This window comes from Thiocapsa rosea, from assembly GCF_003634315.1.
Lineage (GTDB): Bacteria > Pseudomonadota > Gammaproteobacteria > Chromatiales > Chromatiaceae > Thiocapsa > Thiocapsa rosea.
In genome coordinates this window covers 2,350,356-2,366,173 of the sequence record NZ_RBXL01000001.1, presented here as the reverse complement: position 1 = coordinate 2,366,173, position 15,818 = coordinate 2,350,356, and the positions used below count along the sequence as shown (strand labels likewise).

At 64.3% G+C, this 15,818-nt stretch carries 16 protein-coding genes; 13 read left to right on the top strand and 3 right to left on the bottom strand.

Features of this window, described 5'->3' with window-relative positions:
* Positions 1-139: 139 nt before the first annotated feature.
* Both BDD21_RS10480 and BDD21_RS10475 read right to left on the bottom strand, forming a co-directional pair.
* Positions 140-1,669, bottom strand: a complete 1,530-nt coding sequence (locus BDD21_RS10480) for a helicase HerA-like domain-containing protein (protein WP_120797126.1) — start codon at positions 1,667-1,669, stop codon at positions 140-142.
* Between the two features lie 37 nt (positions 1,670-1,706).
* Entirely contained in the window at positions 1,707-2,123 is a 417-nt protein-coding gene (locus BDD21_RS10475; protein WP_120797125.1) for a TerB family tellurite resistance protein, read from the bottom strand.
* Between the two features lie 212 nt (positions 2,124-2,335).
* On the opposite strand from BDD21_RS10475, the gene BDD21_RS10470 reads away from it, so the two are divergent.
* The 3 genes from BDD21_RS10470 to BDD21_RS10460 all read left to right on the top strand — a co-directional run bounded on the left by BDD21_RS10470 (position 2,336) and on the right by BDD21_RS10460 (position 4,113).
* Positions 2,336-2,956, top strand: a complete 621-nt coding sequence (locus BDD21_RS10470) for a hypothetical protein (protein ID WP_120797124.1) — start codon at positions 2,336-2,338, stop codon at positions 2,954-2,956.
* A gap of 67 nt (positions 2,957-3,023) precedes the next feature.
* Positions 3,024-3,602, top strand: a complete 579-nt coding sequence (locus BDD21_RS10465; RefSeq protein WP_120797123.1) for a peptidylprolyl isomerase — start codon at positions 3,024-3,026, stop codon at positions 3,600-3,602.
* A 313-nt stretch (positions 3,603-3,915) separates the two neighbouring features.
* The gene (locus BDD21_RS10460; RefSeq protein ID WP_120797122.1) at positions 3,916-4,113 is read left to right on the top strand and encodes a hypothetical protein; all 198 of its coding nucleotides are present in this window, start codon (positions 3,916-3,918) and stop codon (positions 4,111-4,113) included.
* 129 nt (positions 4,114-4,242) lie between these two features.
* Here BDD21_RS10460 and BDD21_RS10455 read toward each other — a convergent pair whose 3' ends face one another.
* Positions 4,243-4,731, bottom strand: a complete 489-nt coding sequence (locus tag BDD21_RS10455) for a Uma2 family endonuclease (protein ID WP_211335028.1) — start codon at positions 4,729-4,731, stop codon at positions 4,243-4,245.
* Positions 4,732-5,180: 449 nt separating this feature from the next.
* Between BDD21_RS10455 and BDD21_RS10450 the strand changes: the two genes are divergently transcribed.
* From BDD21_RS10450 to BDD21_RS10400, 10 genes are all read left to right on the top strand, one after another.
* Positions 5,181-5,507, top strand: a complete 327-nt coding sequence (locus BDD21_RS10450; RefSeq protein WP_342769602.1) for a Uma2 family endonuclease — start codon at positions 5,181-5,183, stop codon at positions 5,505-5,507.
* A 126-nt stretch (positions 5,508-5,633) separates the two neighbouring features.
* The gene (locus tag BDD21_RS10445; RefSeq protein WP_120799851.1) at positions 5,634-5,894 is read left to right on the top strand and encodes an AbrB/MazE/SpoVT family DNA-binding domain-containing protein; all 261 of its coding nucleotides are present in this window, start codon (positions 5,634-5,636) and stop codon (positions 5,892-5,894) included.
* Positions 5,881-6,321 carry a type II toxin-antitoxin system VapC family toxin gene (locus tag BDD21_RS10440; protein ID WP_120797121.1) on the top strand — a complete coding sequence of 147 codons (441 nt, stop codon included), beginning with the start codon at positions 5,881-5,883 and terminating at the stop codon, positions 6,319-6,321. The genes BDD21_RS10445 and BDD21_RS10440 overlap by 14 nt, the downstream gene beginning before the upstream one ends.
* Before the next feature lie 65 nt (positions 6,322-6,386).
* Positions 6,387-8,099, top strand: coding sequence for a type I restriction-modification system subunit M (locus BDD21_RS10435; protein WP_342769601.1), 1,713 nt, complete (start codon positions 6,387-6,389; stop codon positions 8,097-8,099).
* A 33-nt stretch (positions 8,100-8,132) separates the two neighbouring features.
* Complete coding sequence (locus BDD21_RS10430) at positions 8,133-8,567, top strand: nucleotidyltransferase substrate binding protein (RefSeq protein ID WP_120797120.1); 435 nt, start codon at positions 8,133-8,135, stop codon at positions 8,565-8,567.
* Positions 8,564-10,351 (top strand): restriction endonuclease subunit S, encoded by a 1,788-nt coding sequence (locus tag BDD21_RS10420; protein WP_211335027.1) that lies wholly within the window; start codon positions 8,564-8,566, stop codon positions 10,349-10,351. The genes BDD21_RS10430 and BDD21_RS10420 overlap by 4 nt, the downstream gene beginning before the upstream one ends.
* A complete protein-coding gene (locus BDD21_RS10415) occupies positions 10,348-11,592 on the top strand; it encodes an AAA family ATPase (RefSeq protein WP_120797119.1) in 1,245 nt (414 codons plus the stop codon). Before BDD21_RS10420 ends, BDD21_RS10415 begins: the two co-directional genes overlap by 4 nt.
* Entirely contained in the window at positions 11,589-12,206 is a 618-nt protein-coding gene (locus tag BDD21_RS10410; RefSeq protein ID WP_120797118.1) for a DUF4276 family protein, read from the top strand. Before BDD21_RS10415 ends, BDD21_RS10410 begins: the two co-directional genes overlap by 4 nt.
* Positions 12,207-12,232: 26 nt before the next feature.
* Complete coding sequence (locus BDD21_RS10405; RefSeq protein ID WP_120797117.1) at positions 12,233-15,295, top strand: type I restriction endonuclease subunit R; 3,063 nt, start codon at positions 12,233-12,235, stop codon at positions 15,293-15,295.
* A gap of 202 nt (positions 15,296-15,497) precedes the next feature.
* Entirely contained in the window at positions 15,498-15,764 is a 267-nt protein-coding gene (locus BDD21_RS10400; protein ID WP_120797116.1) for a class I SAM-dependent methyltransferase, read from the top strand.
* Positions 15,765-15,818: the final 54 nt, after the last annotated feature.

Sequence of the window (15,818 nt, the reverse complement as noted above, 5' to 3'; positions counted from 1 at the left end):
CGGTTTGCACCTCGATCGTACACTGTAGGATAGGATCGACCAGGAAACCGACTCTTTCAAGGATGGGATCGCGCGGTCGACGCCGATGATGCTGCAGGCCGTCGGCGAAATATTAGCTCCGATCTGCCGTACCGAGGCGTCACCTACGCCCGCGGGTGCTCCCTCCGGTTAGCGAACCCATGATCCCGCGCACCAACTGTCGACCGATCTGGCTGCCGAGCGAGCGCATGGCGCTGGTCGCGAAGGCCTCGACCGGGGTCTGGCGTGTGCTCGCGCGTCGGGCGGGGGCCTTGCCGGTCGATGATGTCTGGACGGTCTTGCCGCCGCGGCCGAGATACTCGGACAGATCCGGGATATCGGGCGCGGCCGAGGCCGCGGCGGCCTGCTCGGCACGTTGCTCCAGGATCTCGTAGGCGGAGACGCGGTCGATCGTGACGTCGTAGACGCCCTTCACCAGCGACTGATCCATGACGGCCTTGCGAACCCCGGGCGCGATGGGGCCGAGATGGCTTCCGGGCGGCGCGACATTCACCCGCTGGACGATCCCGGGAATCCCCTGCTCGTCGAGGGTCGAGACGAGCGCCTCGCCGACGCCGAGTGCGGTGATGGTGGCCTCGGTATTCAGCGCCGGATTTTGCCGGAAGGTCTCCGCGGCAACCCGCACCGCGCGCTGGTCGCGCGGCGTGAAGGCGCGCAAGGCGTGCTGGATACGGTTGCCGAGCTGCCCGAGAACCGTCTCCGGGACATCCATCGGATTCTGTGTCACGAAATAGACCCCGACACCCTTGGAGCGGATCAGCCGCACGACCTGCTCGATCTTGTCCAAGAGGACCTTCGGTGCGTCCTTGAAGAGCAGATGCGCCTCGTCGAAGAAGAAGACCAGCTTGGGCTTGTCCTGGTCACCCGCCTCGGGCAGCTCCTCGAACAGCTCGGAGAGGAGCCAGAGCAGGAAGGTGGAGTAGATCGCCGGGGAGTGGATCAGCGTGTCCGCGGCCAGGATGTTGATGTAGCCGTGACCCTGCTCGTCGGTCTGCATCATGTCCTGCAACGCGAGCGCGGGCTCGCCGAAGAGGAGATCTCCGCCCTGCTTCTCGATGACCAGCAGGCGGCGCTGGATTGCGCCCACGCTCGCCGAGGAGACGTTGCCGTAACGGGTCTGGAGCTCCGCGGCGTTCTCGGCCACATGCGCCAACAGTGCCCGCAGATCCTTCAGATCGAGGAGCAGCCAGCCGTTCTCGTCGGCGACATGGAAGACGATATTGATGACGCCTTCCTGTACCTCGTTGAGATTGAGCAAACGCGACAGGAGCAGAGGCCCCATCTCGGTCAAGGTGGTGCGGACGGGGTGACCCTGCTCACCCTGGATGTCCCAGAACATCACCGGATTGCCCGCAAAGACGAAACCTTCCTCCTGCTCCAGACCCATCTCGGCAACACGCTCGGCGACACGCCGATTTCCGCCGCCGGGCTGGCTGATACCCGCAAGATCGCCCTTGATGTCGGCAAGGAATACGGGCACGCCGATGCGACTGAATTGCTCGGCGAGCCGCTGCAGGGTCACCGTCTTACCCGTACCCGTCGCACCCGCGACCAGACCGTGACGGTTGGCCATGCGCGAGAGAATCGAGACCGGCTCGGGCCCTTTGCCGACGAGGATGGACTGGGTCATGAGAAGCACTCCGTTTTTGGCGAATAGCGGCCGCCGCTCAGTCCGGCTCGGCGAGCGAGTCGATGTCGATCTCCCAACGGTCGAGCATTTGGCGGTAGATCACGAGCTCGGCATCGGAGAAGAATCCATCCGAGCGCGCCAGCAGCAGGAGTATCCGCGCCAAGGTTCGACGCGCGACGCGGTCCGTGACCGGCGCCAATATGGTATCGACCCAATCCGGGTCGGCGAGCCCGATGAAGCGTGCCGTGCCTGCATGGGCGATGAGATCGTCGCAGTAACCATCGAAGATCCTGGCGAAGTCATCGCGATCGACGCCGAAGCGCTCGAACACGCCGAGCTGCTCGAGCATCTCCATCTCCTCGTCCTTCACCTCGCCATCGCTGACGATGAAGAGTGAGATGACGCGCAGCATAGCCTCGGCGCTGTTGTTCGCGTAGGGGGTGGTCTCGGGCATCCTCGTCTCGGCTCCTCGGTGATTTCGTTGTCGTGGCGGTCGAGCGATGATCGCACAAACCCGAGCAGACCGCCGCGCCCGGGGCCGGAGCCATGTCGGGCGTCGGGTTTGCGTTTCCGAGAGCAGAGGCTCCAAAATGATGCAGGCTCCGGGTGTGCTGTTCGCGCGACCCGGATCGGACGTTCCGATCGACATCTACGGACACGACAGACATGTTCTTCCCGGTCGACGACACAACCCGCCGCAAGGCCAGGACGCCGCATGAGCTGGCGATGGTCAACCTGATCGTCTTCAACCTCCTGATCGGGGTGGCACTGCTCGCGGGTTCGATGGCGGAGCCGGATTCGATGATCGGGCGCTACAAGTGGCTGGCGGTCTCGATCCCGCTCGCCCTGTCTTTGGTGCTGATCGGCGTGACCTGGATGAAGTCCCGGCGACCCGGCAAGGACGCGAGCTGGTTTGCCGCAACGCATTGGCGGTTGGCTGCAAGTCGCTATCGGCTGATCCTGATCGCGTACCTTGTGTGCGCCGCGATCCTGAGCCTCGCCCTGCTCGGCAAGCCGGACGAGACCGAGATCGCGGAGCAGCTCAAGACCCTGCCCCCGGCGATGCAGGAGATGGAGCGGCACAAGATCGAGTCGCAGGACATGGCCAGCGCCATCTGGGCGCGCATCGGCGTGGTTCCGCTGTTGCTTGCGGTGATGGTCACCGTCATGCTTGAGTCCGGCGCGCTCTACCAAGCCGGACGCGGAGAGCTGCCCGATGCGTTGGTCGCGCGACGTCCTCCCCCGGACGGGGTCATCGGGAGCGAAACCGAGCCGCCGGTCGCATAATTCGCGGCCCCTGGCCTTTTTTTCCGACGATCACTCGCAACGTTCCACACCACGACAGGAATTGACCATGTCAAAACCATCCATCTATCTCACCACGGTACTCTTAGCTGCTATGACGACACCCGCTCTTGCTGACAACCCCAAGGTCGCGTTGGACGTGACGATCGGTGGCGAGCCCGCCGGCACCATCACGATCGAGCTGTTCGCCGACGTGGTCCCGAAGACGGCCGAAAACTTCCGCGCACTCTGCACCGGCGAGAAGGGCATGGGCAAGAGCGGCAAGCCGCTCGCCTATGCCGGAAGTCCTTTCCATCGCATCATCCCGGGCTTCATGATTCAGGGCGGCGACTTTACCCGCGGCAACGGCACCGGCGGCGAGTCCATCTACGGGGAGAAGTTCGCCGACGAGAACTTCGAGCTGAAGCACACCGAGGCCGGCATGCTCTCGATGGCGAACGCCGGCCCCAACACCAACGGTTCGCAGTTCTTCATCACGGTCGACGCGACACCCTGGCTGGACGGCAAGCATGTGGTGTTCGGCAAGGTCGTCGAGGGCATGGATGTCGTCAAGGCGATGGAGGCTCAAGGCTCGCGCTCCGGCGGAACCAAGACCGAGGTCGTCCTCGCCGATTGCCGCGCACTCTGACATCGACAGGACCCTCGACCCGCTTCGGGTCGAGGACCGCACCATTTCGGGGCCGCCTCAGGCCCCGAGCCGCTGCCTGACCGACCGAACCGTCCGCATGGCAATGAGCCTGGCTGACGCGCAAGACCCGGTCGCGATCCGATTGATCCCGAAGCACAACTCCGATGGCGACACCGTCGCTCGGGATTGAATTTCCCGATGAATGGACTCAAGGTTTCCGAAAGATGACAGGCGTTGTAGGATTTTGGTGCAGTCTTTGCCTCAGGATCCGCGACTTCGACCGTTTTCACCCAGAAGCACCGAGGATCCAGCCATGTACGACACCGATCTCGATCGAGACTATCGTGATGCCCGACCCCGTTCGACGGGGCGTCTCCGCCCGGACTGCCGGCCGGAGCCTGAGCTACGGATGCAGACGTGGGCCGAGTTGCAGTGGGAAACCGAGCAGCAAAAACGGTTCGGCCCCTATGCGCGACAGATCGAGGCCGACGTCCTGCGCAGTCTCGGCTGACCCGCGCCCGGCGGGACATGCAACGTATCCCGCCGAGTTAAAACCGCGCCCCACGCAGTATGCGACGTTTTTGGGTGGGATCGGCCCCGGCAGATTTGACGACCGCGGGAGCGGGCACGGGTCAGATCGTCAGATAATGACGCTGCACCCGCACGCTAGATCAACGACGACGGGCGAAACGAGACGGCGCGCTTGACCCTGGCAAACGTGCAGCACCAAAAGGGTCTGTGGGTCGAACACCAGCACATCCTTGACGCCCTGAGAGAGATAAAAAGGCGGGCCGATCTCCAGGTCTTTCGCCTCGTATCCCTTGCTCACGACCTCGACGACCGCCTCGGGCACCATCGTCAAGACGCTGTCCTGCTCCGCCTCGCTGGGCTCACGACAGAAGATGGAGATGTCGGGTCGCTTCAACCCGTTCGGGAACTGGATGTAAACATCCAGCGCGTGAACGCAGTCGCAATCACCGCACTCCAACCGTCCGATCGAAGCGGCGATCCGCTCGACATGCTTCTGATGCCGATACAACGGCTGCGCCTCCCAGATCGCCAGCCCATTGACGACCTCCAGCCGCACCCCGAGCTCATCCGACCGCAGCACAAGCTGTTGCAGATCCATCGATACCCCCCAAGCATTCCCGCATTAAACCGCGCCCGGTGCGGTATGCGATGTTTTTGGATGGGATCGGCCCCGGCGGATTTGACGACCGCCGGAGACAGCGCGGTTTAAACAACACCCGAACATCGCACGCCTCACCCAAGCATTCGACACCCTCGAATCGCGTCCGCTCCAAACGCCTGTTGATCCAAACCAGACTGGATCCATGCGAAAACCCCGCAGAGCACTCGTAGACGCGATTTGAGCAGCATAACGACGGGCTATCAAACCATTTCAATCGCTTGCCTCTGCAGATCGACAAGGTTATCTCGGCGAATCCCGATATTCGGGCGGCCTCGCGCCTCGCATGTTTTCGGAATCCCCGGCATCGCGTTGTCCCGATCGGCGTAAAATGACACACGGACTTCTCCGATAATGCGGAAAACCCGCGGGGAGCACTCGCTAGGTCGATGTGCCGGATCTGGCCAGCTGGAGGCGCGAGCGCATGCTCAACCATCCCCGTCCATCGCATCGAAGTCGTGCCGGATTGGATCTGCGAGGTCCTATCCCCGTCCACCGAAAGCAAGGACAGAAACCTCAAGATGCCGATCTACGCGGGGTTCGGCGTGTCCTACGCCTGGTTGGTCGATCCCTTGGCACACACCTTGGAAGCCTACGCCCTGGAAGACGGAGCCTGGAGAAAGATCAGCCGTTTTGCCGGTGCTGACTCGGTCTCGGTCGCACCCTTCGATGCGGTGGCCATCAACCTCAGCGATCTCTGGGCGCCAACCGCATAGAAGAAAAGACCGACGCGACCGGCCGTACCACGCTTATGCGGAGACACGGCAAACCCGGCCCCGTTTGCATCGGAACGCGGCTGGCGTAAACTCTCGCCTCTTACCATGCAAGAGCCAGAACACACGATGTCGACCGTGACCGTATCGGACAAGGGCCAGGTGGTCATCCCCGCCGCGATCCGCCAGCGGCTCGGAATCGCACCCGGCAGCAAACTGGATTTCGAGCTCGAAGGCGACAGCATCCGGGTCCGGATTCTCCGCACCATCAAGCAGACGCGACCCGAGGACGGCTTCGGGCTGCTGAGGTGCGACCGGCCCGGAGTGCGCGACCTGTCGGACTTCGATGTGGCGACCGCGATGCGGGACGAGCGCGATGATCGCTCTTGATACGAACATCCTGGCCCGCTTCTATGTCGATGACCCCGGCGACCCGGAGGCGGCCAAACAACGCCCGATCGCCTACGAAGTTTTCACCACGAGCCTCAGCCTCTTCGTCCCGCTCACCGTCGTTTTGGAACTCGAATGGGTGCTGCGCGCCTTCTACCGCTTCGACACGGCACAGGTGATTCAGGTCATAACGCACCTGCTGGGGCTGCCGAACGTCAACGTGGAGGAGGTCGACCGGATCGCGGCCGCGCTGGAGCTTCTCGAACAGGGTCTGGATTTCGCCGATGCGCTGCATCTTGCCGGCAGCCGTCACTGCGAGGCGCTCTATACCTTTGATGACCGTCGGTTTGCGCGACGCGCGCAACGCTTGGGCGTGGGCACTCAAATTGTGGTTCCCGGCTCCGAGCCGTCTTCAAGGGTGCCGTGAACGGAACCCGTGAGGAATGCGAGGGGCATGCCGAAGACAGCCGTCTCGGCCGACGACCCGACAGCATGATGCAAACAGGAGCCTCGATGGCCAGTCAGGATTCGAACAACAACGACCTCGCCTATGCCGACACCCTGTGGAAGTCGGCCGACGCGCTGCGCGGTCAGGTGGACGCGGCCGAGTACAAGCATGTCGTGCTGGGCCTGCTGTTCCTGAAGTACATCTCAGATGCGTTCGCCGCCCGGCGCGAGGGGCTCGCGGCCGAGCTCGAAGCGGACGGCATCACCGGCGCCCAAATGGAAAGCCTGCTGGAGAGTCGCGACGAGTACACCGCCGAGCGCGTCTTCTGGGTGCCGCCCGAGGCACGTTGGCAGAACCTGCAGAACCAGGCCATCCGCCCCGACATCGCCACACTGATCGACGACGCCATCCTCGCCGTCGAGCGCGACAACCCGAATCTCAAGGGCAAGCTGCCGCGCGACTACGCCCGCCGCAGCATCGCGCCCGAAAAGCTCAAGGGCCTGATAGACCTGATCGCCGACATCGGCTTCAAAGGCGATCGCGCCAAGGCCCGCGACAGTCTCGGCCGTGTCTACGAATACTTCCTCGGCAAATTCGCCCAGGCCGAGGGCAAGCTCGGCGGCGAGTTCTTCACGCCGCGCTGCATCGTGCGGCTGCTGGTCGAGATGCTCGAGCCCTACGAGGGCCGCGTCTACGACCCCTGCTGCGGCTCCGCGGGCATGTTCGTGCAGTCCGAGCGCTTCGTCGAGGCCCACGGCGGCCAGACCACCGACATCTCCATCTTCGGCCAGGAGTCCAACCCCACCACTTGGCGACTGGCGCACATGAACCTCGCCATCCGCGGCATCGAGGCCAACCTGGGCTCTCAGCCCGCGGACACCTTCCTGCGCGACCTGCACCCGGATCTGAAGGCCGACTACATCCTCGCCAATCCGCCGTTCAACATCTCCGATTGGTCCGGCAAGCTGCTGGAGAAAGACGTGCGCTGGCGCTACGGCACGCCGCCCGCAGGCAATGCCAACTATGCCTGGATTCAGCACTTCATTCACCACCTGGCGCCGCCGAACGGTCATGGCGGCGGGGTCGCCGGCTTCGTCATGGCCAACGGCTCGCTCTCGTCCGGCTCCGGCGGCGAGGGCGAGATCCGCCAACGCATCGTCGAGGCCGACCTGGTGGACGCCATCGTCGCACTGCCGGCCCAGCTCTTCCTCACCACCGGCATCCCCGCCTGCCTCTGGTTTCTGACCCGCGACAAGACCGGCCGCAACCTCAAGCATGGCGGCCCCAATCGAAAGGAGGGACGCCGCGGCGAGACGCTCTTCATCGACGCCCGCAAGCTCGGCACCCTGCAGACCCGAACCCTGCGGGTGCTCACCGGCGGCGACGGCGGCGAGACCCTGCTCTCCGACGGGCTCGGCGACCCGCGCCCGGACTCCGACATCGGCCGCATCGTCTACGCCTTCGGCCAATGGCGCGGCGAGCCCGCGCCCGCATGGTGGGACGCCGCCGAGCACGGCGACTGGACCTACCGCGACATCCCCGGCTTCTGCAAGGCGGAGACCATCGACGCCATCCGCAAGCACGGCTTCGTGCTGACACCCGGCCGCTACGTCGGTGCCGAAGAGCAGGAAGAAGACAGCGAGCCGTTCGAGGAAAAATACCCGCGCCTGCTGGCGGAGTTGGAGGCGTGCTTCGTGGAGGGTGAGCGGTTGATGGGCGTCGTGCGCGAGCGGCTGAAGGGGGTAGGTCGTGGCTGATCGGTCGACCGCGCGCCAACCGGAGCGAATGCCATGCGCTACCTGAATCTCGACCATCTGCGTCGCTGCATCGAGACGCTGCAGCAGTCGTTGCAGCTGTATCAAGGCGCCGAGCCCGACAGCATCGAGCAGGAGGTGTTTCGCAACGCCATCGTCAAAGGATATGAGCTGACGCAGGAAATCGCTTTCAAACTTCTCAAGAAGGCCCTGAAGGCGTTCGGCCACGGCGCCCGGAAACTCGAATCCACGCCCATTAAGGACATTCTGCGCCTCGCCGCCCTACATGACCTGCTGACCCTCGAGGAGGTCGAGCGCTGGTTTAAGTATCGCGACAATCGCAACGACACCGCCCACGACTATGGCGAGGCCTTTGCGCGGGAGACACTGACGCTGATGCCCGCTTTCCTGGAGGATGTCTCGCGGCTGGCGGATCGGTTGGACGCCAAGCTCGGCAAGGATGCGACATGAATAGCGACACCGCCCGTCCGGCACTGCACCTGCCCGCGCGTTACCTGGCGATCGTCCAGGACATCCTGCGCCGTTACCTGCCGCACGCCGAGGTCTGGGCCTACGGCAGCCGCGTCAACGGCGACCATTACGACGCCAGCGATCTGGATCTCGTCGTGCGTCAGCCCGACGACCTGAGCCGCCGACAGCCGGACCTTGACGAGGTCGCAGGCGCCTTCTCCGACAGCGACCTGCCGATCCTGGTGCAGATCGTCGATTGGGCGCGCATCCCGGCCGCCTTTCGCGAGGAGATCGAGGCCGAGTATGTGGTTCTGCAGTCGACCGATGGTGGCCCTATCGCGCTTCCGCGCGAGGAGGCTGACGCGGGCGTGAATTCCGACGGTGCCGACGGACTCCCAAGCTCTGCCTGGGAATCCGGTCAAGGAAGCTCTGCTTCCCGTGCGGAGGTCCCGAAGCAGAGCTTGGGAACGAAGAAAATCCACGTCGGAGATTTATTGAACGAAACCGGCGGCGATATCCAAACCGGTCCATTTGGCACGAAGCTGAAGGCGGCACAATACACGCCTGACGGTGTTCCCGTGATCTCGGTAGGCGAGGTGGGTTATGGTCGATTACGAACTCACCCAAAAACACCCAGAGTCAATGAAACTATCACTCGCAGTATGCCTGAATATTTGCTGGAGCCAGGGGATATCGTCTTTGGCAGAAAAGGCGCCGTGGATCGCAGCGCGCTGGTACTTGAAGATCAGCGAGGTTGGTTTCTGGGATCGGATGGCATTCGTCTTCGGCTGCCGTCGTCCTGCGACGCAGGATTCATATCATATCAATTACAGGCACACACACACCGAGAGTGGATGATCCGACATGCAGCCGGCACCACGATGGCTTCGCTAAACGAATCAATAATTCGGCGTATCCCAATTCTCTTGCCATCCTTGAGCGCTCAACGCGCCATCGCCGGCGTCCTCGGCGCGCTCGACGACAAGATCGAACAGAACCGGCGGACGGCCCAGGCGCTGGAGCGGCTGGCGCGGGCGATCTTCCGCGCCTGGTTCGTGGACTTCGAGCCGGTGAAGGCCAAGGCCGCGGGCGCGACCTCGTTCCCGTCGATGCCACAGCCCGTCTTCGACGCGCTGCCTCCCCGCTTCGTCGATTCCGAGATTGGTCCCGTGCCGGAAGGGTGGGACTTGGGCATGCTCGCTGACTACTGCAAAATCAATGACCGAACGATCAGGAAAGGCGAGATTAGCGGCGAGATCGAGTATATCGATATTGCTTCGGTGACGGTTGGACGCCTCGATTGCATACAACGGCTTGTCTTTGACGAAGCGCCGAGCCGCGCTCGTCGTCGTGTTCGCCACGGGGACACGATCTGGTCTTGCGTGCGCCCAAACCGACGGTCCTTTCTGTTCATTCACTCGCCGATGGACAACTGTATCGTCAGTACCGGGTTTGCGGTGCTTTCGCCCATCAACTTTGGCCCGTCCTACCTATACCAATTGGTAACACGGCCTGAGTTTGTGGAATATCTGATCGGCAACGCGGACGGCAGCGCATATCCAGCCGTTCGACCAGAACACTTCGCCACTGCGAGAGCCTTAGTCCCAACACCCAATGCACTTGAGGCTTTTGAGTCGTTTACCATGCCGGGGCGAGACTTGATAGCTTCATTGGAACGCGAATCCCGCAAACTCTCCGAGTTCCGTGACTACCTCCTACCCAAACTCCTCTCAGGAACGGTCCGGATAAACGACGCCGAACGTTTGCTGGAGGCCGCGCAATGAATACAGCCAGCGACAGATCGAGTACCCCGGCGCGTATCGAGTATCTGAAGGTGCAGAACTTCCGTGCGCTGCGCGAGGTGGAGTTTAAGGAGCTGACCCCGCTGACGGTACTGCTCGGTCCCAACGGCAGCGGCAAGTCCACGGTGTTCGACGTCTTCGCCTTCCTGTCCGAGTGCTTCGAGTTGGGCCTGCGCCGTGCCTGGGACAAACGCGGGCGGGCGAAGGAGCTGAAGACGCGCGGTGGTGATGGGCCGGTGGTCATCGAGGTCAAGTACAAGGAGTCCGGCTATCCGCTGATCACCTATCACTTGGCCGTGGACGAGCGTAATGGTGGCCCGGTGGTGGTGGAGGAGTGGCTGCAATGGCGACGTGGTCAGCGCGGGAAGCCCTTTCGCTTCCTGGACTATCGCGAGGGACAGGGCCGCGCCGCGAGCGGCGATGCGCCGGACGAGAACGACCGGCGCATCGAGATCCCGCTGAAGTCTCCTGACCTGTTGGCTGTAAACGCGCTTGGGCAATTCGCCGAGCATCCGCGTGCGGCGGCCCTGCGGGACTTCATCACCGGCTGGTATGTGTCCTATCTGTCCGCCGACTGCGCGCGTGGCCAGCCCGAAGCGGGACCGCAGGAGCGCCTGTCCCGAACCGGCGACAATCTGGCCAACGTGATTCAGTACTTGGCAGAGCGCCACGGCGACCGGCTGGAGCGCATCTTCGAGGTGTTGCGCCGGCGGGTGCCGCGCATCGAGCGGGTGCTGGCCGATACCATGCCGGATGGTCGGCTATTACTGCAGATCAAGGATGCGCCGTTCAGCCACCCGGTCCTGGCTCGTTTCGCGTCGGACGGAACGCTGAAGATGCTGGCCTATCTGGTATTGCTTTACGACCCCAGCCCACCGCCGTTCATCGGCATCGAGGAGCCGGAGAACTTCCTGCATCCCCGGTTGCTGCCGGAGCTGGCCGAGGAGTGTCGCGCGGCCACGGCAGCCACGCAGCTTCTCGTCACCACGCATTCGCCGTTCTTCCTGAACGCGCTGCGACCGCAGGAGGTGCGGGTGCTCTGGCGCGATGAGCGCGGCTACACCCAAACGCAGCGGGCCGAGGACTTACCGGGTGTGCGTGAATTTACCGAACAAGGGGCGCTGCTCGGTCATCTGTGGATGGAAGGCCAACTTGGCGTCGGCGATCCGCTGATCAACCAAGGGGGGCCGACCCGGCCGATGAAAGGCGGGCGCTCCGCATGACGGCCACGCATCTTGAGCTGCTGGTCGAGGAGCCTTCGATGGAGGCATTTCTGCGCGCCTTTCTGCCGCGATTGTTGCCACAGGACAGGACCTTCGAAGTGCATGCCTTCCAAGGCAAGGGTGATCTGATGGGAAAGCTGGAGGCACGGCTGCGCGGCTACGCGTCCTGGCTGCCCGCCGACTGGCGCATCCTGGTCGTGGTGGATCGCGACGACGAGGATTGTCTGGGCCTGAAGCAACGGCTGGAAGCCACAGCGCAGCGGGCGGGGCTCTGTTCCAGAAGCCGTGCGGGCGGCCTGCCTTGGCAGCTCGTGAATCGTATCGCGATCGAAGAACTGGAAGCCTGGTATTTCGGCGATTGGTCAGCCGTCCGTGCAGCCTACCCGCGCCTGCCCTCGACCATTCCGAACCAACAGCGCTACCGCGATCCGGATGCCATTGCCGGCGGAACCTGGGAGGCATTCGAGCGCATCATGCAGCGGCATGGATACTTCAAAGGCGGCCTGCGCAAGATCGAGGCGGCGCGGCTCTTGGGCGGGGTGATCGAGGCACGGCGCAATCGTTCGGCGAGCTTTTGTCGTTTTCGAGATGCCGTTCTGGACGCGGTCGCATGAGCACGCCGGCGAGGGAATCCAGGAGCATGCCATCCCCGACAGAACAGCTCGTCGAGGATGTCGCCGCCGTCTACTTCGGCGTCATCGGCGCGCAGGTCCGGCGCGGCTTGGAGATCGACGACGCCGGCGAGCGCTCGGATTCGGGCCAGTGTGTGCTCCAGGGTCGTCTCTCCGCGGCATTGCATCGGCTGAATCCGGCGCTGCCCCACGAGATCATCGAAGGCGTCGTCCGCACGCTCGCGCACCCGCCGCACCCGACGCTGATCCATAACAACCGCTGGTTTCACACGCTGCTGACCGATGGCGTCGAGGTGGAATACCGCGACTCGCAGACCGGCGAGACCCGGGGCGGACGTTGTCGGCTCGTGGACTTCGACGATCCGCTCACCAACGACCTGCTGGTGGTGCGCCAGCTCGCGGTCACCGGACCCTCCGACAAGGCGATCCGGCTGGATCTGGTGGTGTTCCTGAACGGGCTGCCCGTCGCGGTGATCGAGCTGAAGGATCCGACCGACCCGCGAGCCGATCTCACGACGGCCATCGAACAGCTCGACCGCTACCAAGAAACCGCGCCGGACCTCTTCGTTGCCAACCTGGTGCGAGTGGTCTCGGACGGGATGCTCACAAGGGTCGGCTCCATCACCAGCGACCGAAGCCGCTTCATGCCTTGGCGACCGCTCGCGGACGAGGGCCGCAGCGCGCCGACGCTGGAGGCGCTGATCCGTGGGCTCTTCGAGCCGCGGGCGCTGCTCGACTATCTGCGCACTTGCGTCGTCTTTGAGGAGGAGGCGCGCGGCGAGATCGTCAAGAAAATCGCGGGCTATCACCAGTTTCGCGCTGTGAGCAAGGCGCAGGCGAGCGTGCTTGCGCATCTCAAGCCAGCCGGTGACGGGCGCGGCGGGGTGATCTGGCACACCCAAGGCTCGGGCAAATCGCTGACCATGCTGATGCTGGCAGGCGCCTTGATCCGCGCGCCGAATCTCACTAATCCGACGCTGGTGCTGATCACCGACCGCAACGACCTAGACGATCAGCTCTTCGACACGTTCGCGGCCGGCCGTGCGTTGCTGCGGCAGGACCCGGTACAGGCAACGAGCCGGGACCACCTGCGGGACCTGCTGAATCGCGCCGCGGGCGGCGTGGCGTTCACGACCATCCAGAAGTTTGCCGAGGCTCACGGCGTAATCTCCGAGCGCGCCAATGTCGTGGCGCTGGCGGACGAGGCGCACCGCAGCCAATACGGCTTCGTCGAGGGCGGCGCGCGCTGGATGCGCGAGGCACTGCCGAACGCGACCTTCGTCGGCTTCACCGGCACGCCGCTGGAGCGCGACGACAAGAACACCATCCATGTCTTCGGGGACTACGTGGATGTCTACGACATCCGCCAGGCAGTGGAGGACGGCGCCACCCGGCCGCTGTATTACGAGTCGCGCATCGTCAAGCTCAAGGTCGACGAGGACGGCGCGCGGGTGGCCGAGGAGGAGGTGGACTACGTCGTCAACGCAGATCGCAAGGGCGCCCAGCCCGATGAGCGCATTCGCGTGCGGCTGGAGTCCCTGGTCGGCGCGCCGGAGCGCTTGGAGCGCCTGGCCACGTTCATCGTCGAGCACTGGGAGAAGCGCCGCTCGGCGATGGAAGGCAAGGCGATGGTGGTGACCATGAGCCGGGACATCGCGGCGCGGCTCTACGAGCAGATCCGCCTGCTGCGACCGGCTTGGCACGATGCGGACGACGAGCTCGGGGCGATGAAGGTGGTCGTCACCGGCAGCGCCGACGACCCGGAGCCGCTGCGCGGCCATGTCCGCACCAAGGCCGCGCGCAAGCGTCTGGCCGAGCGCTTCAAAGCCCCGGCGGATGATCTGCGCCTGGTCATCGTCTGCGACATGTGGCTGACCGGCTTCGACTGCCCACCGGCGCATACGCTCTATCTCGACAAGCCGCTGGCCGGGCACAATCTGATGCAGGCCATCGCGCGGGTCAACCGGGTCTGGGGCGACAAGCCGGGCGGGCTGATCGTGGATCTGCTCGGTCTCGCCGACCAACTGGCCGATGCGCTCGCCACCTACAGCCGCGCCGGCGGCACCGGGCAGGCCGTGCGACAGGTTCAGGACGAGGCGGTGCCGGCGATGCAGTCGGCCTTCGAGACGCTGCGCGATTTCTTCCACGGCTTCGACTATACCCGGGCACTCGACGCCGCGCCGCGCGATGTCCTGCCGGTCTACCTCGGCGCCATCGACCATGTGTTGGGAGCGGACGACGGTTGGACGCGCTTTCGCACCCTGGTCAAGGCGCTGGCGACGGCATTCGCGCTCGCCGTTCCGCGCACGGAAACCGACCTGATCGCGCCGCACCTGGCCTTCTTCCAGCGGGCGGCGGCGATGATCCGCAAACGGCTGGCGGACGACGGCAAGGGTCCGGACAGTCGCGCCCGGCAGCGGGACATCGATGCCGCGGTGCGGCAGGTGATCGGCGGGGCGGTGGATGCGGACGAAGTCATCGACCTCTTCGCGGTGGCCGGCCTCGACGAGGCGCGGCTGGACATCCTGAGCGATGAGTTCCTGGAGCGCGTGGCCGCGCTTGAACAGAAGAACCTGGCCCTGGAGACGCTGCGCAAGCTGCTGAACGATCAGATCCGCAGCACCGAGCGCAGCAACCTGGTACGCAGCCGCAAATTCCGCGAGGCGTTGGAAGATGCGCTGCTGCGCTACACCAACAAGGCCATCACGACGGCGGAGATGATCGCCCGTCTGATCGACCTGGCGCGAGACCTGCGCGAGGCGCAACGGCAGGGAGATGCGCTCGGGCTGAGCACCGAGGAGATCGCGTTTTACGACGCGCTGGCCGAGAACGCCTCGGCCCGCGAGGTCATGCAAAGCGACGCGCTGCGCCTGATGGCCCGCGAGCTGACCGAGATGGTGCGTCGGATGCCGAAGCTCGACTGGACACAGCGCGAGTCGGTCCGGGCCACCCTGCGGCGCAACGTCCGGCGCCTGCTCGCGAAGTACGGCTATCCGCCCGATCTCGCCGAAGGCGCGACCCAGCTCGTGCTGCGGCAGGCGGAGTTGTCGACCGAGGATTTCGTCGAATAGGGAACATACCCTGAGGTAGAGATGCGCGACGGACTCGATCGGGTGCGTGGGGTCTTTCAGTGCGATAGGATCGAACGCAAGCCCGATGTCTGGTGTAGCCTCACTCATCGGAAAGCCGTCATCGGATGCGGATGGCGGACCACTTTGAACCGCAGCCCGCACGCGCTCTTGGGCACGTTTCGCCGAAACGAGGAAACGGAGCATGTCGAAGCCAAACTACGGGCCGTCCCCTCCATCGCCGGATCCTTGGCACGGCGCCGACTATGCGCACCACTCAGGCTTGCAGGCGGCGATGGCCGAAGAGGTGCTCGCGCAGCTGGTGCTGCGCGGCGACGAGCAGGTGCTCGACCTGGGCTGCGGCGACGGCAAGATCAGCGCGCGCATCGCCGCGCAGCTCACCCGTGGTGCCGTGCTGGGCGTGGACGCGTCGGCCGATATGGTCGTCTACGCGTGTTGTTTCCCATCCTGATCCGCAAACCACCGGCAGTTTTTGCAGGAAGTATTCCACCGGTGATGTCATTTT